14 protein-coding genes are annotated in these 17,213 nt (G+C 70.0%); 2 read left to right on the top strand and 12 right to left on the bottom strand.

Annotated elements, in window-relative coordinates; all coding sequences use genetic code 11:
• Positions 1–73: 73 nt before the first annotated feature.
• From ABH936_RS01620 to ABH936_RS01610, 3 genes are read right to left on the bottom strand one after another with little or no spacing between them, the layout of a single operon-like run.
• A complete protein-coding gene (locus ABH936_RS01620) occupies positions 74–1,009 on the bottom strand; it encodes a tyrosine recombinase (protein ID WP_404602298.1) in 936 nt (311 codons plus the stop codon).
• Positions 1,006–2,355, bottom strand: a complete 1,350-nt coding sequence (gene hisS / locus ABH936_RS01615) for a histidine--tRNA ligase (RefSeq protein ID WP_404602296.1) — start codon at positions 2,353–2,355, stop codon at positions 1,006–1,008. Before hisS ends, ABH936_RS01620 begins: the two co-directional genes overlap by 4 nt.
• Entirely contained in the window at positions 2,352–3,068 is a 717-nt protein-coding gene (locus ABH936_RS01610; protein WP_404602294.1) for an MBL fold metallo-hydrolase, read from the bottom strand. The genes hisS and ABH936_RS01610 overlap by 4 nt, the downstream gene beginning before the upstream one ends.
• 151 nt (positions 3,069–3,219) lie before the next feature.
• On the opposite strand from ABH936_RS01610, the gene ABH936_RS01605 reads away from it, so the two are divergent.
• Both ABH936_RS01605 and ABH936_RS01600 read left to right on the top strand, forming a co-directional pair.
• On the top strand, positions 3,220–4,692 hold the full coding sequence (locus ABH936_RS01605) for a DUF349 domain-containing protein (RefSeq protein WP_404602292.1): 1,473 nt from the start codon (positions 3,220–3,222) through the stop codon (positions 4,690–4,692).
• 8 nt (positions 4,693–4,700) lie between these two features.
• Positions 4,701–6,080 (top strand): M18 family aminopeptidase, encoded by a 1,380-nt coding sequence (locus ABH936_RS01600; protein ID WP_404602290.1) that lies wholly within the window; start codon positions 4,701–4,703, stop codon positions 6,078–6,080.
• 136 nt (positions 6,081–6,216) lie between these two features.
• Here ABH936_RS01600 and malQ read toward each other — a convergent pair whose 3' ends face one another.
• The 9 genes from malQ to ruvC form a co-directional block, all read right to left on the bottom strand.
• Positions 6,217–8,460, bottom strand: a complete 2,244-nt coding sequence (gene malQ, locus ABH936_RS01595; RefSeq protein WP_404602288.1) for a 4-alpha-glucanotransferase — start codon at positions 8,458–8,460, stop codon at positions 6,217–6,219.
• An 85-nt stretch (positions 8,461–8,545) separates the two neighbouring features.
• Positions 8,546–10,900 (bottom strand): bifunctional (p)ppGpp synthetase/guanosine-3',5'-bis(diphosphate) 3'-pyrophosphohydrolase, encoded by a 2,355-nt coding sequence (locus ABH936_RS01590; RefSeq protein WP_006944833.1) that lies wholly within the window; start codon positions 10,898–10,900, stop codon positions 8,546–8,548.
• A 24-nt stretch (positions 10,901–10,924) separates the two neighbouring features.
• A complete protein-coding gene (locus ABH936_RS01585; RefSeq protein WP_165583670.1) occupies positions 10,925–11,455 on the bottom strand; it encodes an adenine phosphoribosyltransferase in 531 nt (176 codons plus the stop codon).
• Between the two features lie 10 nt (positions 11,456–11,465).
• Complete coding sequence (gene secF, locus ABH936_RS01580) at positions 11,466–12,593, bottom strand: protein translocase subunit SecF (protein ID WP_404602285.1); 1,128 nt, start codon at positions 12,591–12,593, stop codon at positions 11,466–11,468.
• On the bottom strand, positions 12,593–14,434 hold the full coding sequence (gene secD, locus ABH936_RS01575) for a protein translocase subunit SecD (RefSeq protein ID WP_404602283.1): 1,842 nt from the start codon (positions 14,432–14,434) through the stop codon (positions 12,593–12,595). The genes secF and secD overlap by 1 nt, the downstream gene beginning before the upstream one ends.
• On the bottom strand, positions 14,431–14,736 hold the full coding sequence (gene yajC / locus ABH936_RS01570; RefSeq protein WP_006944834.1) for a preprotein translocase subunit YajC: 306 nt from the start codon (positions 14,734–14,736) through the stop codon (positions 14,431–14,433). The genes secD and yajC overlap by 4 nt, the downstream gene beginning before the upstream one ends.
• 84 nt (positions 14,737–14,820) lie before the next feature.
• Positions 14,821–15,915, bottom strand: a complete 1,095-nt coding sequence (gene ruvB / locus ABH936_RS01565) for a Holliday junction branch migration DNA helicase RuvB (RefSeq protein WP_144694015.1) — start codon at positions 15,913–15,915, stop codon at positions 14,821–14,823.
• The gene (ruvA, locus tag ABH936_RS01560; protein ID WP_144694013.1) at positions 15,912–16,517 is read right to left on the bottom strand and encodes a Holliday junction branch migration protein RuvA; all 606 of its coding nucleotides are present in this window, start codon (positions 16,515–16,517) and stop codon (positions 15,912–15,914) included. Before ruvA ends, ruvB begins: the two co-directional genes overlap by 4 nt.
• Positions 16,514–17,173, bottom strand: coding sequence for a crossover junction endodeoxyribonuclease RuvC (ruvC, locus tag ABH936_RS01555; RefSeq protein WP_404602279.1), 660 nt, complete (start codon positions 17,171–17,173; stop codon positions 16,514–16,516). The genes ruvA and ruvC overlap by 4 nt, the downstream gene beginning before the upstream one ends.
• Positions 17,174–17,213 lie beyond the last annotated feature (40 nt).

Below are 17,213 nucleotides of genomic sequence, written 5' to 3'. Positions count from 1 at the left end.
TTTGGCATCACGCCAATCAGCACCAGATTAGCGCCCCGGGTGCGGCAACGCCCAAACCGTCGCCCGTCGACCGTCAGCGGGCGCGCGGATGCGCCGCCGCGAACGTCTCGCGCAACTGCTGCACCGACACCATCGTGTAGATCTGCGTCGTCGTCACCGAGGCATGCCCGAGAAGCTCTTGCACGACGCGCACGTCGGCGCCGCCTTCGAGCAGGTGCGTCGCATAGGAATGCCGCAGCGTGTGCGGCGAGATCTCGCCGTCGAGCCCGGCCACCTCGGCCGCGCGACGCACGAGCCCGAACACGCTCTGTCGGCTCAACCTGCCGCCGCGCTGATTGAGGAACACGGCAGCCCCGGCCTTGCCCTTTGCCGCAAGAGCAGGCCGCTCACGCGTCAAGTAGGAGCCGAGCGCGTCGGCGGCGTAGCGCCCGAGCGGGACGATGCGCTCCTTGCTGCCCTTGCCGAACAGTCGCAGCGAACGCGACATCAGGTCGACGTCGTCGACGTCGAGCCCGACGACCTCACTCACGCGCGCACCGACCCCGTAGAGCACCTCGAGCAGCGCACGATCCCGGAGTGAACCGGCGTCCTCGCCATCGCCGGCAGCCGCAAGCAAACGTTCGACGTCAGCTAGAGGGATAGCCTTCGGGAGTTTGCGGGGCAACCTCGGCGGCGCGACGTCCGTCGCCGCGTCGGGCGCGTCCGTCTCGAGCGAAACGAACGCATGGAGGCGGCGGACGGCGACGAGCGCGCGTGCCGCGGAACTGGCCGCCAGTGGCGGATGGCCCTGGCCGCCCTCGCGCAGCGATCGCAGGAACGCCTCGACGCGCGTCTCCTCGACCCCGTCGAGCGAGGTGACGCCGGAGGCGGCGAGGTAACCGAGGTAACGCGTGACGTCACGTCGATATGCCGCGAGCGTGTGCGGCGAGAGGCCCCGCTCGACGCGCAAGTGATGCAGCCACTGCGTCATCACCTGCGTCAGTTCGAGCGAGGGCTCCGGGGCGCTCACGACGCCGGTGACGCCTCGGTGACCTCGAGTCGCACCTGCTCGTCGGCCGCGGGGAGCACCCAGCTCGCCGCGTCCGCGTCGAACTGCTCACCGCTGCGGATGTCCTTGATCTGGTCGCCGGTCTCCCCCGCGCCTGGGAACCAGACGTACGGGATGCCGCGACGGTCGGCGAACTGGATCTGCTTGCCGAACTTGGCGGCCTTCGGCGACACGAGCGTCGGGATGCCGCGCTCACGCAGTGCCGCCGCGATCCGCATCGACTCGGCGCGTGAGGTCTCGTCGTTGACGGCGACGAGCACGGCCGTCGGCGCCGGACGGCTCGTGCGCAGGCCGCCGTCACCGATGAGCTTCGCGAGCAGGCGCGAGACACCGATCGACAGGCCGACGCCGGGGTAGGTCCTCTTGCCGTCACTCGCGAGCGAGTCGTAGCGCCCGCCGGAGCAGATCGAGCCGTAGCCCTCCTCGCCGACAAGCTGCGTCTCGTAGACCGTGCCGGTGTAGTAATCGAGGCCGCGTGCGATCTTCAGCTCCGCGACGAGCAGACCGGGTGCGTGCTCGGCGGCCGTCTCGACGACGACGCGTAGCTGCTCGAGGCCCTCCTCCAGCGTCGGGTGTTCGACGCCCAGCGCGCGCACCTGCTCGACGAAGGACGTATCGGTCGTCGAGATCGCCGCGAGGGCGAGGATCTTGTCGGCGGCGGCGTCTTCGACGCCTTCGGCGACGAGCAGCTCCTTGACCTTGGCCGGGCCGATCTTGTCGAGCTTGTCGACGATGCGCAGCGTGCCGACGATGTCGTCGATGCCGAGCCCGCGGTAGAAGCCCTCGGGGATCTTGCGGTTGTTGACCTGGATGCGGAACTCACCGATCGGCAGCCGCTTGAACACGTCCGCGATGACGAGCGGCAGCTCGACCTCGTAGTGGAACGGCAGCTCCCCCACGTCGACGATGTCGATGTCGGCCTGGACGAACTCGCGGTAGCGCCCCGCCTGCGGGCGCTCGCCACGCCAGACCGGCTGGATCTGGTAGCGGCGGAACGGGAACGTCAGCTTGCCCGCGTTCTCGATGACGTAGCGGCTGAACGGCACGGTGAGGTCGAAGTGCAGGCCGAGGCCCGGCTCGGCCTTGTCGGCCTCGTCCGCAGCGAGGCGGCTGACGGCGTAGATCTCCTTGTCCGCGTCACCGCCCTTGCCCGTGAGGCGCTCGACGGGCTCGACCGCGCGCGTGTTGATCGGCTCGAAACCGTGCAACTCGAACACCTCACGGATGATGTCGAGCACCAGCTGCTCGGTGTAACGCTGCGCCGGCAGCCATTCGAGGAAGCCGGAGATGGGGGTCGGTTTGCTCATGCGCCAGATCCTTGGAGTGCTTGCAGGTACGGGTTGCTCACGCGCTCGCGCGCCATCGTGCTGGCCGGGCCGTGCCCGGGAAGGATGAGGGACGAATCAGGCAGCGGCAGCACCTTCGTGCGCAGGCTCTGCTGCATCGCCGCGTCGCTGCCGCCCTCGAGGTCGGTGCGTCCGATCGAGCCGGCGAACAGGACGTCCCCGGTGATGACGCTCTGGTTCACCGTCGCGGCGACGGCGTCGTCGAGCCCGTCGGGCACCTCGTCGACGGTGAACATGACGGAGCCCTCGGTGTGCCCCGGCGCGTGGGTGACGCCGAACGTCAGCCCCGCGAGTTCGAGGGGTTCGCCCTCGTGGATGGAGACGACCTTCTCGGGCTCGCGCCACGTCGCGCTCTTGCCGAACGACTGCTCGAGCATGCCGCGCAGCTGCGGGCCGAGCTGGTCGTAGGGGTTGACGAGGCGGTAGCGATCGTCGGCGTGGATGTGAGCGGCGATCTGCCCGCCGCACACCGGCGTCACGGAGAAGGTGTGGTCGAGATGGCCGTGCGTCAGCAGCACCGCCGTGGGCTTGAGATCGAGATCGCCGAGGAGCTCGAACAGCTGGTCGGTGACGCCGATGCCCGGGTCGACGACGACGCACTCGCTGCCGCGTTCACGGGCGAAGACGTAGCAGTTCGTACCCATCGCGGCTGCGGGGAAAGAGACGGTCAACACGTACCCCAGCCTATCGGGCGCGCGCACGGGCCGTCCGACCCGAGGAACGCCGGGCCGCTGCGGGCACGCGGACGACCTCCTCCCCCTAGACTGATGACGTTGCTGTCCGGTCCGCGCGTACCCGCGGGTCGGCTACGTCGAGAAAAAGGTCATGACCGTGTCCGAGGACTCCACCATCCCCACACCCGCGTCCGTGAAGCCGAGCGTCGTGCCGAAGCCCCCGAGCGCTGCATCCAAGGCGCCGACCCCGGCCGCACCGACGTCGCCGTCGGTTCCTGCGGGCACCCCGGCAGCCGCCGCGACCGAGGCGAGCGCAGCGGCCACGCAGGCGGCGCCCGCGCCGTCGGCCGCGGTGGAGACGCCGTCGAATTCGAACGCCGCCTCGTTCGGGCGCGTCGACGAGGACGGCACGGTGTACGTGCGCACGCCCGACGGCGATAAGGCCGTCGGCTCCTACCCCGGCAAGAGCGCCGACGAGGCCCGCGCCTACTTCGCGCGCAAGTACGACGAACTGCGCGCCGCGGCCGCCTTGCTGCTGCAGCGCGTGACGCAGACCGACATCAGCGCCCACGACGCCGGCGAGTCGCTCAAGACGCTGCGCAAGCAGGTCGCCGAGACGAACGCCGTCGGCGACCTGCCCGCGCTCGACAGCATCATCGAGGACATCGCGACGGCGCTGCGCGTCAAGCAGCAGGTGGAGGGTGAGGCCCGCGCCGCGGCGAAGAAGGAGGCCCTCGTCCACCGCGAGCAGCTCGTCGCCGAGGCCGAGCAGATCGCCGCACAGGATCCCGAGAAGGTGCAGTGGAAGAAGAGCACGACGCGCATGCGCGAACTGCTCGACGAGTGGAAGAACCACCAGAAGAACGGTGCACGTCTCGACCGTGACGTCGAGTCGGCGCTGTGGCAGCGTTTCTCCGCTGCCCGCAACGGGTTCGACAAGACGCGTCGCACGCACTTCAGCCAGCTCGACGAGCAACACGGTGCGGCGAAGAAGGAGAAGGAGCGTCTCGTCGCCGAGGCCGAGAAGCTCGCCACCTCGAACGACTGGGGGCCCACGGCGTCGGCGTTCAAGCGCCTCATGAGCGAGTGGCGTCAGGCCGGGCGCGCGTCGCGTTCCGACGACGACGCGCTGTGGCAGCGCTTCAAGAAGGCGCAGGATGCGTTCTTCGCGGCGAAGGATGAGGTCGTCGCCGAGGAGAACAAGGTGTTCGAGGCCAACGCCAAGGTCAAGGAGGAGCTGCTGGCCGAGGGCCAGAAGATCCTGCCGGTCAAGGACCTGGGTGCCGCGAAGGCCCAGCTGCGCGCGCTGCAGGAGAAGTGGGACGCCGCGGGTAAGGTTCCGCGCAGGGACATGGACCGCATCGAAAAGGGCATGCGCCGCATCGAGAACGCCGTCCGTGACGCCGAGCAGGCGCAGTGGAAGAAGTCCGACCCCGAGGTGAGCGCGCGCGCCAACTCGATGGTCACCCAGCTCGAGAACGCCGTCGCGTCGCTGCGCAGTGACGTCGAGGCCGCCGAGGCCGCGGGCAACTCGAACAAGGCCGCGAAGCTGCGTCAGGAGCTCGAGGCGAAGCAGTCGTGGCTCGAGCAGGTGCGCTCGACCGCCAACGAGCTGGAGGGCTGAGAGGCATCATGAGTTTCGGATCCGGACGTTTCACGACGGATTCGGCCGCCGAAGGGTTGGTCGCGTACCTGCGCACCAGCCCTTCGCCGTTCCACGCGGTCGCATCCTCTCTGTCGGTGCTCGTCGAGGCGGGCTTCACGCCCCTCGACGAGCGGGACGCCTGGCCGAGCGAGCCGGGACGTTACGTCACGACGCGCGGCGGGTCGCTCGTCGCGTGGTCGACGGAGCGCGTGCTCACTCGCCCGTTCGACGGCTCTGGTGGTGGCGCTGATGACGGTGACGCCGGCGGCGAGCGCGGCGCGGTCGCGTTCCGAGTCGTCGGTGCACACACCGACTCCCCCAACCTGCGCATCAAACCGCGCCCCGACCACGAGCGCGTCGGCTGGCAACTGCTCGGCGTCGAACCGTACGGCGGGCTGCTGCTCAACTCGTGGCTCGATCGCGACCTCGGGCTGTCGGGGCGCGTCGCGGTACGCGAGGCCGACGGCAGCGTCGGTGAACGGCTGTTCGCCGTCGACGAGCCGCTGCTGCGCGTCTCGCAGCTCGCGATCCACCTCGACCGCTCGACCAACGACGCTCTGACGCTCAACAAGCAGCTGCACATGGAACCGTCGTGGGCGCTGTCGCAGGCACCACTGTTCGTCGAGTGGCTCGCCGAGCAGGTTCGCGTCGAACCGGTCGACGTGCTGAGCTGGGACGCGATGACGCACGACGTGCAGCCGGCCGCGCGCACCGGGTTGCACCGCGAATTCGTCGCGGGCGCCCGGATGGACAACCTCGCGACGAGCTACGCCGCGACGCAGGCACTCATCGACGCCGTCGAGCGCCCGGCACCTGAGGGTGAGGTGCCGCTCGTGCCGCTCATCGCGCTGTTCGACCACGAGGAGATCGGCTCGATGTCGGAGCGCGGCGCGTTCTCGAACCTGCTGCCGACGATCTTCGAACGCATCATCTCGACGCTCGGCGGCGGGCGTGACGACGTGCACCGCGCGATGGCGCACACCGTCATCGCCTCGGGCGACATGGCGCACGCGACGCACCCGAACTACGCCGATCGTCACGAACCTGCGCACCACATCGCGATGAACGGCGGGCCGGTGCTGAAGATCAACACGAACCTGCGCTACGCGACGGATTCGGTCGGCGCCGCCCACTTCGCCGCAGCGTGTCGGGAGGCGGGCGTGCCGATGCAGGAGTTCGTCGTGCGCTCTGACCTGCCGTGCGGCTCGACCGTCGGGCCGATGACGGCGGCGCTCACCGGCGCGACGACCGTCGACTTCGGCGCCCCGACACTGTCGATGCACTCGGCGCGCGAACTCGTCGGCGCCGCCGACCAGGCGATGTACGGCGCGGCCCTCGCAGCGTTCCTCGCTCCGGGGCGTGACTGACGGGTCGGCGCCTGGCGAGCACCGCCGGTGAGGTTCCGCAAAGGTCCCCAGCTCGAGCCACATCGCCCGAGAACGCGTCAGCCGTGACCCGTTCTCGGGCGATGTTCGTGCGGTGACGCCGTACACCGCCGTGAGGTCAACCCTGGGCGGCGTGCTCGTTCAGCCCGGCGAAGATGCCGCACAAGCGCGCGGCGCGCTCGCTCGCGAAGACGTCCTCGAGCCGGATCGGCTCACCGTCGGGGCCGGACAGCGGCACACGCCAGTTCGGGTACTCGTCGGCCGTGCCGGGCTGGTTCTGCACGCGCACGTCGCCGACGGCGTCGACAAGCGCGACGTTGAGCATCCGTGACGGCGTCGTGACGAGGAACGCGTGCAGTGCCTCGACGACCTGTTCGTTCGGCGCGTCGGCGTCATCGAGCAGGCCCTGAGCGACGAGAAACTCGCGCCACCGCCGGCGGTCCGCCTCGTCTCGCGCCAACTCGTCCTCGAGCGAGCCGTCGAGCAGCCCCAGCTCGTGACGCAGCCGCACGTGCGCGGCGTCGAGATAGCCGGCCGTCGGCGGCAGGTCATGCGTCGTCACCGACGCGAGGCACTTCTCGCGCCAATCCTCGGGTGGCAGCGGACGCTGCGCATCCCAGTCCTGTTCGAACCACAGGATCGACGTGCCGTACACGCCGCGCTCGGCGAGGAACGTCTGCACCCACGCCTCGAGCGTGCCGAGATCCTCCCCGACGACGAGCGCACCCGCGCGCTGCGCCTCGAGGACGAGGATGCCGATCATCGCCTCGTGGTCGTACGTCACGTACGTGCCGTCCTTCGGCGTCATGCTCTCCGGCACCCACCACAGGCGGAACAGCCCGAGAATGTGGTCGATGCGCACCCCACCGGCGTGGCGCAGGACGGTGCCGACGATCTCGCGGAAAGGCGCGTAAGCCGTCTCGGCGAGACGATCCGGGCGCAGCGGTGGCTGCCCCCAGTCCTGCCCGAGCTGGGTGAACTGATCAGGCGGAGCGCCGACGTGGATGCCCGCCGCGAACGCGTCCTGCAGGGCCCAGGCGTCCGCGCCCGCGGGGTTGACGCCGACGGCGAGGTCGTGGACGACGCCGAGCGCCATGCCCGCGGCGACGGCGTCCGACTGCACGCCGCGCAGCTGCTCGTCGAGGCACCACTGCAACCAGCGGTGGAAGTCGACCTCGTCGGCGTGCTCGGAGCCGAACCGCGAGACGGCGGGCGCCGTCGCGTCCTGATAATCGTGCGGCCAGGTTCGCCAGTCGGGCCCGAAGGTGCGGAACAGCACGCACCATGTCGCGAAACGGGTGAGCTGCTCGCCGCCGGCGCGGCAGTAGGCATCGAACGCGGCCTGACGCCCCGGCGTGCGCCCGATCTGCCACAGGACTCGCAACGCCTGCTCCTTCGCCCCCCACGCAGCGTCGCGGTCGATGCGGTCGACGTCGTCGAGGCGCGCGTGGACATCCCGCGCCAGGTCGTCGATGACCCCGCGGACGTCGGCGGACGCGCTCGCGTACTCCTCGACATGCTCGACCCGCAGGTAGAGCGGGTTGACGAACCGACGCGACGTCGGCAGGTACGGCGACGGCTCCATCGGCGCGCTCGGTTGTGCCGCGTGCAGCGGATTGACGAGGACGTAGTCGGCGCCGTGCTCGGCCGCCGACCACACGGCGAGGTCGCGCAGATCGACGAGGTCGCCCACGCCCCATGACCCCTGCGAACGCACCGAATACAGTTGCGTCGCCAGGCCCCACACGCGCTTGTCGCGCATCGTCGCCGGCACCTCGAGCACCCGCGGGGTGACGATGAGGCTTGCGCGCGCACCCGCGGCCCTCGTGTCGTGCCCGTCGCCGGCCTCGGTGGACGGGCAATCCTCGCCGTCGACGCGCGTGTCGTCACTGTCGCCGTCGCCCGCAGCAAGGCCAACAGGCGACACGATGACGGTGTGGTACCCCAGCGGCAGGTCGCCGTCCACACGCGCGACATGCTGTTCGACGACGCGTCCGTCGACCTCGCGGGTCTCCTGCGCGCGCGACGACACCGTCACCGAGACATACGTCCCGACCTCGGTGACGACGTGCACGGCCACCTGGTCGCACTCAACGACGTGCACCGGGAACTCGACATCGTCGCCCTCGCGCACGACGACGCACGGCGGCACGACGCGGCGCCACGGTGCGTCCCGACGCGTCTGCAACGCCGAGCGCACGGCGTCGGGCGTCGAAGCGTCGACGTCGAGCGCCGCCAGGACGGCGACGAGCGTGTCAGCCGCGACGCTGACGCGGGCCTTCTTCCAGTCCTCGTACTCGGTCGTGATGCCGTACGCCTCGGCAAGTTCGACGAGGTCGGGCGTGGCTGCGGAGTCGGTCACGGCGGGCGTCCGTTCGTGCGGGGGCAGGTCGCCGTCAGCCTATCGCTGGGCGCAACACACCGTCGGCACCGTCAGCGGCTGCGGTTCACTCGTCCTCGTCGGCCGCCGGCGACGCGGCGGGCTTCACCTGCTCCGGCGTCGTGCGATGGTCGGCGCGCGCGCCGGTGCCGGTGATGCGGTAGACGTCGAACACGCCACTGACCTTGCGCACCGCGCGCATGACGTGGTCGAGGTGGCTCGCATCGCCCATCTCGAACGTGAACTTGCTGATGGCGACGCGGTTGGCTTGCGTCGACAAGTTCGCCGACAGGATGTTGACGTGCTGGTCGCTCAGCGCGCGCGTGATGTCGGAGAGCAACCCGCTGCGATCGAGCGCCTCGACCTGCAGCTGCACGAGGAACACGCTCGCCTGTCCGGGCGCCCACGCGACGTCGATGAGCCGCTCGGGCTGGCGACGCAGGTTCTCGATGTTCGTGCAGTCCTCGCGATGCACGGACACGCCCGAGCCCGTCGTGACGAACCCGACGATGTCGTCGCCCGGCACCGGTGTGCAGCAGCGCGCGAGCTTGACCCACACGTCGTCGGTGCCGACGACGGTGACGCCCGGATCGCCCGCACGTGAGCGCGGCGCGGTGCGCGGCGTCGTCGCCTCCGCCATGTCCTCCGTGGCTGCTTCCTCACCGCCGTGCGCCTTGACGAGGGCACGCATGACGGCTTCGGTCGAGACGTGCCCGTCACCGATCGCGGCGTACAGGGCGTCGATGTCGGCGTGGTTCATCCGCGTCGCGACCTCGGTCAACGACTCGTGCGACATGAGGCGCTGCAGGGGCAGACCCTGCTTGCGCAGTGTCTTCGCGAGGGAATCCTTGCCCTTCTCGATGGCCTCCTCGCGGCGTTCCTTCGTGAACCACTGCTTGATCTTGCTCTTGGCACGCGGCGACTTGACGAACGTCAGCCAGTCGCGGCTCGGCCCGGCGCCGTCCGCCTTCGAGGTGAGCACCTCGACCGAATCACCCGTGACGAGCGTCGTCTCGAGTGGCGCGAGACGCCCGTTGACGCGCGCGCCGATGCAGTGGTGGCCGACCTCGGTGTGCACGGCGTACGCGAAGTCGACGGGCGTCGACCCGGACGGCAACCCGATGACGCCGCCCTTCGGCGTGAAGACGTAGATCTCGCGGCTGCCGACCTCGAAGCGCAACGACTCGAGGAACTCGCCCGGATCCTCCGTCTCGCGCTGCCACTCGAGCAGCTGACGCAGCCACGCCATGTCGTTCGTGCCCGTCGCCGGCGAGGCGCTGACCGTGCCGTCGGCGCTCGTCGCACCCTTCTTCGCGTCGTCCTTGTACTTCCAGTGCGCGGCGACGCCGTACTCGGCGCGACGGTGCATGTCGTAGGTGCGGATCTGGATCTCGACGGGTTTGCCGCCGGGGCCGATGACCGTCGTGTGCAACGACTGGTACATGTTGAACTTCGGCATCGCGATGTAGTCCTTGAACCGCCCCTGGACGGGCGTCCACCGCGTGTGCAGCGTGCCGAGCACGGCGTAGCAGTCGCGCACCGACTCGACGAGGACGCGCACGGCGACGAGGTCGTAGATGTCCTCGAAGTCGCGGCCGCGCACGATCATCTTCTGGTACACGGAGTAGTAGTGCTTGGGCCGGCCCGTCACCTCACCGGCGATGCGCGCGGCCCTTAGATCGGCCGACACCTGCTCCTTGACGGTGCGCAGGTACGACTCGCGCGCCGGTGAGCGGTCGGCGACGAGGCGGACGATCTCGTCGTAGACCTTGGGATAGAGCGTCGCGAACGACAGATCCTCCAGCTCCCACTTGATCGTGTTCATGCCGAGCCGGTGCGCGAGCGGTGCGTAGATCTCGAGCGTCTCCGTCGCCTTGCGCTGGGCGGACTCGGCGGAGACGTACCGCCACGTGCGCGCGTTGTGCAGGCGGTCGGCGAGCTTGATGACGAGCACGCGGATGTCCTGTGCCATCGCGACGACCATCTTGCGCACCGTCTCAGCCTGCGCGGCGTCGCCGTACGTCACCTTGTCGAGCTTCGTCACACCGTCGACGAGACGCGCGATCTCGGGCCCGAAGTCGTCGGTGAGCTGCTCCAGCGAGTAGTCGGTGTCCTCGACCGTGTCGTGCAGGAGGGCCGCGGCGAGCGTCGGCGGCGTCATGCCGAGCTCGGCGAGGATGGTCGCGACGGCGAGCGGGTGGGTGATGTACGGGTCGCCGCTCTTGCGCACCTGATGACGGTGGCAGCGCTCCGCCACCTCGTAGGCGCGCTCGATCAGCGCGGTGTCGGCCTTCGGGTGCGTCTCACGCACCGTGCGCAGCAGCGGGTCGAGCACGCGGTTCAAGCCCGGACGCGGGCCCCCGAAGCGGACGAGACGGGCGCGCACGCGCGAGGTCGCGTTGGAACCGGACTGCTCAGCCATGCGCCGATCGTAGTGTCCCCGGCGTCAGTTGACGACGAGGCCCGTGTGGAGCTCCCACCGATCAAGCCGTTCGCGGCCGGGCAGGAAGGCCAGTTCGACGAGCACGTCGAGGCACGCCACACGCCCGCCGACCTTCTCGATCAGCTCGCACGCAGCCACGGCCGTGCCCCCGGTCGCGAGCACGTCGTCGACGACGAGGACGTTCGCACCCGGCGTCACCGCGTCCGTCTGCACCTCGATCGTCGCCGAGCCGTACTCGAGGTCATAGGAGGCGGAGACGACGTCACCGGGCAGCTTGCCCTTCTTGCGGATCGGCACGAAACCGACGCCCATGCGCTGCGCCAGCGGCGCGCCGATGATGAACCCGCGCGCCTCGACGCCCGCGACGACGTCGACGCCGTCATGACGCTGGGCCAGCAGGTCGAGCACCTGTCCGAACGCCGCCGGGTCGGCGAACAGGGGCGTCAGATCCTTGAAGACGACACCGGGGCTCGGGAAGTCGGCGATGTCACGCGTGTGGCGGGCGACGACGTCGGCGATGCGCTGCTCGATCATCGCGGCGGCCTCAGTCGTCACGCTTGGCAGCGGGGTGGATGCCGCGCGTGCGCGCCGTCTGCGACGCGCCACCGCCCTGGGAAGGGGCCGGCGCCGTCACGACGCCCGAGGCGGACGCCGCGGTGGCGTGCTCGTCGTCGGTCGTGGCACGCGACTGGTAGCTCCCGGCTCGACGCGCGAGCTCCTGGACGCCCTTCTCGCGGCGGCGCAGGTCGGTCAGGGCCGGCGTCGCGATGAAGATCGACGAGAAGGTGCCCACGGCGATACCGATGAACAGGGCGACGGCGATGTCGAGCAGCGTGCTCGGGCCGATGAACAGCGCGCCGACGACGAGGATGGCCGAGATCGGCAGCAACGCCACGACGGAGGTGTTGATCGAGCGCACGAGCGTCTGGTTGACCGCGTAGTTCGCGGCCTGGTCGAAGCTGCGGCGGCCGGTCGCGAACGCCTCGCCCGTGTTCTCGCGCACCTTGTCGAACACGACGACGGTGTCGTAGATCGAGTAGCCGAGGATCGTGAGGAAGCCGATCATCGTCGCCGGCGTCACCTCGAGCCCGGTGAGGGCATAGATGCCGACCGTGAAGAACAGGTCGTGCAGCAGGGCGATGAGCGCGGCGGCGGCCATCGTCCAGGTGCGGAAGTACAACGCGAGCAGGACGGAGACGAACGCGAGGAAGACGAACAGCGCGACGATCGCCTTGTGCGTCACCGTCTCACCCCACGAGGGGCCGATGAACGAGGACGTGACGTTGCTCGGCGACACGCCGAACTCCTTCGCGAGGGACGTCTTGACGGCGTCCGTCGCGTCGGCGGTGCCGTTGCCGAGCTTCTCGCTCTGCACGCGGATCGTGTCGGAGCCGAGCTTGGTCACGACGATGTCGGCGTTCGAGCCGGTCGCCGACTGGACGGCCTTCTCAGCGCGCGTGTCGTAGTCGTGTGTGCTCGAGACGCCGGGCACGCGCAGTTCCGAACCACCGGTGAACTCGAGGCCGAAGTTGAGCCCCCGACCGAACAGACCGACGGCGGCGAGCGCGAGCAGCAGCGCCGTCAGGGCGTACCAGCGCTTGCGCTTGCCGATGAAGTCGATCTGGCGACGACCGGTGAACAGGTCGTTGCCGAATGTTGCGAGGCTGGCCATCAGGCTGTCTCCTCCTGTGCAGCGGCGCGGCGGCGATCGGCGATCGTCACGCGACCGCGGCCCGCGTACGCGGCCTGACGGGCGCCCAGACGCGCGGGGTCGAGACCGGAGGCGGGGTGGCCGCCACCGAAGAACTTCGTGCGGGCGAGCAGGGCCAGCACCGGGTGGGTGAAGAACATGACGACGACGATGTCGATGATCGTCGTGAGGCCGAGGGTGAACGCGAACGCCTTGACGGTGCTCTCCGACAGCACGTACAGCACGGCGGCGGCGAGGAAGTTCACCGCGTCCGAGATGATGATGGTGCGCTTCGCGCGCGTCCATCCCGTCTCGACGGCGGCCCGCAATGGCCGTCCGGCGCGCACTTCGTCCCTGACGCGTTCGAAGTACACGATGAACGAGTCGGCCGTGATGCCGATGGCGACGATGAGGCCGGTGACACCCGCCATCGACAGGCGGAAGTTGTTGAGCGAGCCGAGCAGCGTGACGGCGAGGTACGTCATCGCCGCGGCGACGAGCAGGCTCGCGACGGTGACGAGGCCGAGCGCGCGGTATTGGATGAGCGAGTACAGCACGACGAGGCCGAAGCCGATGGCGCCCGCGATGAGGCCCTTCGTCAGCTGGTCGGAGCCGAGCTGGGGGCTGACCTGGTCGGAGGTGAGTTCCTTGAAGGACATCGGCAGCGCACCGAACTTCAGCGAGTCTGCGAGCAGCTTGCCGCTCGACTCGGTGAAGCCACCGGTGATCTTCGCCTGACCGTCCGTCAGCGGGGCCTGCACGGTCGGCGCCGAGATCGACTGACCGTCGACGACGATGGCAAAGCGGTTGCGCGGCTGCTCGAGCGGGGCGACGCGACGCGTCACGTTCGCCAGGGCCGTCTTGCCCGAGCCGTTGAGCGACAGGTTGACCGCGACCTCGCCGGTCTGGTTGCCCTGCTGGTTCGTGTCGAGGCCGCTGCTCGCGTCCGTCAGCTGCGAACCCTTGATCTCGACCGGGCCGAGGAGCAGCTTCTCGTTGCCCTCCTTCGCGCACATGACGGTCGGCTTGTTGTCAGGGGCGGCCGCGGCCACCTCCTGGTAGGCCGGGGTGCAGGCGTAGAGCTGCAGCAGCTGGTTGTACGTCGTCGACGGGGTCGCGATACCGGCCTTGACCCAGACCGAGTCGACCTTCTCGTTGCCCCACGCCGGGTCGCTCGCGTTGGCCGGGCCGGCGGTCTTGAATGCGGCCGGCAGTCGGCCCTTCGAACTGGACGACGGTGACGACGAGGCCGAGCTCGACGCAGAACCCGAAGCGGATGCCGATGAAGACGGCGACGCGGACGCCGAGCCGGAGGCGCCGTTCTTGGGGTTGACGACCTCGGGCAGGCGATACGGCGAGGTACCCGTCGTGCTGCCCTGCGCGGCGGCGATGACTGCGCGGAAGTTGAGCTGCGAGCTGCGCGAGAGCGAGTCGAGCACCTGCTGGCTGGGGTTTCCGGGGATGGAGACGACGATGTCCTTCTCCCCCAGCGTCGTCACCTCCGCCTCGGACGTGCCGGTGGCGTCGACGCGGTTGCGGATGATGTCGACGGCTTGCTTGACCTGGCTCGAGTTGACGCTCTTGCCGCCTGTGACGACCGGTTCGAGGACGACGGTGCGCCCACCTTCGAGGTCGAGCCCCAGCTTCGGTGTCCAATGTCCCGTCGCAGCGATGCCACCGACGAGGACGAGGAACAGGGCGAGAAGCACGGCCAAACCACGCTTGGGGTTGGTGTGCTTCGGCTTCTTGCGCGCCGCGGGGCGGTTCGAATCGACCGCATAACGGTTCTCGTCGGCGCGCTCGGCGCCTGCGGGCGTGCTCATCGACCCTTCTCCATCTCGTCGGGGGCTGCGGGCAGCAGGGCCCGACGATCGAACCTCACCACGGTGCCGGGGGCGATCTCGAGGTGTCCACTGACGTCGTCGAGTTCGCGCAGCGTGCCGAACAGCCCACTCGTCGTGCGCACCTCGTCACCGACGCGAAGCGCGGCCTGCGCGCGCATCGTCGCCTGGGAGCGCCGACGCTGCGTGAAGAACATCAGCGCGAGCAGGAGGAAGGGCAGCAGCACGAGCAGGATCGGGAAGCCCGAGCTTCCCGCCTGCGACTCGGCGACCAGGTACGGCATGTGGGTCCTCACGTCAGATCTCGAAGCGCCTCGCGCGCTCTCACCGGTGCGCGGTGCGCGGACTCGAGCGGTGGCCGCACCACCCTACCCGGTGAAACGTCCGCCCCCGTCGTCGGTGTCGCGCTGAAATGTCTCGGTGAAGTGCCCGTCCGGCGGGCGCAGCCCGAGGTGCGTCCACGCCCGCGGTGACGCGGCGCGCCCACGCGGCGTGCGGATCATGTAGCCCTCGCGCACGAGATACGGCTCGGCCACCGTCTCGACCGTGTCGGGTTCTTCACCGACAGCGACGGCCAACGTCGACAGCCCGACCGGCCCACCCCCGAAGCGTCGGCACAGGGCTTCGAGCACCGCGCGGTCGAGGCGATCGAGGCCGTCGTCGTCGACGTCGAACAGCTCGAGCGCGGCACGCGCGGACGTCAGGTCGACGACTTGGCGCCCGTGCACCTGCGCGTAGTCACGCACCCGGCGCAGCAGCCGGTTGGCGATGCGCGGCGTGCCGCGGGAGCGGCCGGCGATCTCGGTGATGCCCTCACGCGTCGCGGGTACGCCGAGCAGGTCGGCGTTGCGGGCGAGGATGTCGGCGAGGTCGGCCGCGTCGTAGTAGTCGAGATGGCCGGTGAAGCCGAAGCGGTCGCGCAGTGGCGCCGGCAGCAGACCGGCGCGCGTCGTCGCACCGACGACGGTGAAGCGCGGCAGTTCGAGGGGGATCGCGGTGGCCCCTGGGCCCTTGCCGACGATGACGTCGACCCGGAAGTCCTCCATCGCGAGGTAGAGCATCTCCTCCGCGGGGCGGGCCATGCGGTGGATCTCGTCGAGGAAGAGCACCTCCCCCTCGTTGAGCGAGCTCAGGATGGCGGCCAGGTCACCGGCGTGCTGGATGGCAGGGCCGCTCGTGATGCGGATGGGCGCCTCGAGCTCACTCGCGACGATCATCGCAAGCGACGTCTTGCCCAGGCCGGGCGGGCCGGAGAACAGGATGTGGTCGGGCGGCGTCGCTCGGCGCCGGGCCGCCTCGATGACGAGGCTCAACTGCTCGCGCACGCGTGGCTGCCCGGGGAAATCGGCCAGCTTCTTCGGTCGCAGGGCCGCTTCGAGCTGCTGCTCGTCCTCGGTGCCGTTGGGGTCGACGAGGCGCGGCGAGACGTCGGCGCTGTGGTCCTCGAAGTGCGACGGGCTCATCGGCCCAGCTCGCGCAGCGCCAGCCGGAGCAGGGTGGGCGTGTTCGCACCCTCGGCCTCAGGACGGGAAGCCACCTTGGCGACGGCGTCCTCGGCCTGTTTCGCGCTCCAGCCGAGCCCGATGAGCGCCTCGGCGACCTGGTCGCCACCCGCAGTGGCCGGGACGACGGCCTGGGGCGCCGCCTGCCCGCCGTCACCACTGGCGGAGACGACCTTGTCCCGCAGTTCGAGGACGATGCGCTCGGCGCCCTTCTTGCCGATGCCGGGCACCTTCGTCAGCGCCTTGACGTCGCCGCCCGCGATCGCGGTGGCGAGCTGCCGCGGCGGGTGCACGGCGAGCATCGCGAGGGCGAGACGCGGCCCCACGCCACTGACCGTCTGGACCTGCTCGAACAGGGCCCGTTCGTCGTCGTCGGCGAAGCCGAAGAGTGTCAGCGAATCCTCACGCACGACCAGGGACGTCGCGAGGCGCGTCGACTCCCCCGGGCGTGCCGCGGCGGCGGTTGCCGGCGTCGTGTGGACGAGCAGACCCACGCCACCGACCTCGACGACGACGCTGTCGAGACGGGCGGTGAGCACCTCACCGGTGAGGCTGGCGATCATGGGCGAACTCCCCTGTTGGCGGGTCGAGTGGCAGGCGCGCTCTGGGACGCGGCGCCGAGGGCGTCACGGTATGTCTTGCTGGCCGAGCGGGAACGTCGCGCCGCGGCAGCCGCAGCCTGCCGGTACGCGACGGCGGCCGGCGCTGCCGACGCTCCGTCAGCGCTCGCACCCCGGCGTGCCAACCCGCCACCGCGCCAGTGATGACAGATGGCGAGGGCGAGCGCGTCGGCGGCGTCGGCCGGTCTGGGAGCAACCTCGAGGCCGAGGATGCGCGTCACCATCATCGTCACCTGCGCCTTGTCGGCGCGCCCGTTGCCCGTCACCGCCGCCTTGACCTCCGAGGGCGTGTGCAGCCCGAGCGGCAGGCCGCGTTCAGCCGCGGCGAGCATCGGGACGGCCGACGCCTGCGCGGTGCCCATGATCGTCGAGACGTCGTGGCGCGCGAACATCCGCTCGACGGCGACCGCATCGGGTTGGGTGCGCTCGAACACGGCGTCCAGTTCGACGCGCAACTCGTGGAGGCGTTCGTGCAACGGCAGGTCTGCCGAGGTACGGATGACCCCCACCGTCACGATCTGCAACTTGGAGCCCTGGCCCGTCGCGACGACGCCCACGCCGCAGCGCGTCAGACCGGGGTCGACAGCGAGCACCCGCACGTCACACCTCCGGCCTCGACGGGTGCGAACGACGCACCCG

Origin of the sequence: Dermacoccus sp. GAS27A (assembly GCF_044909235.1) — a bacterium.
GTDB lineage: Bacteria > Actinomycetota > Actinomycetes > Actinomycetales > Dermatophilaceae > Dermacoccus > Dermacoccus nishinomiyaensis.
This window is presented reverse-complemented; position numbering and strand designations above follow the sequence as displayed.

Bases quoted from the DNA above. Each gene is read 5' to 3' on its own strand.
- hisS (WP_404602296.1), bottom strand. From the start codon at position 2,355: ATGAGCAAACCGACCCCCATCTCCGGCTTCCTCGAATGGCTGCCGGCG.
- ABH936_RS01605 (WP_404602292.1), top strand. From the start codon at position 3,220: ATGACCGTGTCCGAGGACTCCACCATCCCCACACCCGCGTCCGTGAAG.
- ABH936_RS01600 (WP_404602290.1), top strand. From the start codon at position 4,701: ATGAGTTTCGGATCCGGACGTTTCACGACGGATTCGGCCGCCGAAGGG.
- ABH936_RS01590 (WP_006944833.1), bottom strand. From the start codon at position 10,900: ATGGCTGAGCAGTCCGGTTCCAACGCGACCTCGCGCGTGCGCGCCCGT.
- ABH936_RS01585 (WP_165583670.1), bottom strand. From the start codon at position 11,455: ATGATCGAGCAGCGCATCGCCGACGTCGTCGCCCGCCACACGCGTGAC.
- secF (WP_404602285.1), bottom strand. From the start codon at position 12,593: ATGGCCAGCCTCGCAACATTCGGCAACGACCTGTTCACCGGTCGTCGC.
- secD (WP_404602283.1), bottom strand. From the start codon at position 14,434: ATGAGCACGCCCGCAGGCGCCGAGCGCGCCGACGAGAACCGTTATGCG.
- yajC (WP_006944834.1), bottom strand. From the start codon at position 14,736: ATGCCGTACCTGGTCGCCGAGTCGCAGGCGGGAAGCTCGGGCTTCCCG.
- ruvB (WP_144694015.1), bottom strand. From the start codon at position 15,915: ATGAGCCCGTCGCACTTCGAGGACCACAGCGCCGACGTCTCGCCGCGC.
- ruvA (WP_144694013.1), bottom strand. From the start codon at position 16,517: ATGATCGCCAGCCTCACCGGTGAGGTGCTCACCGCCCGTCTCGACAGC.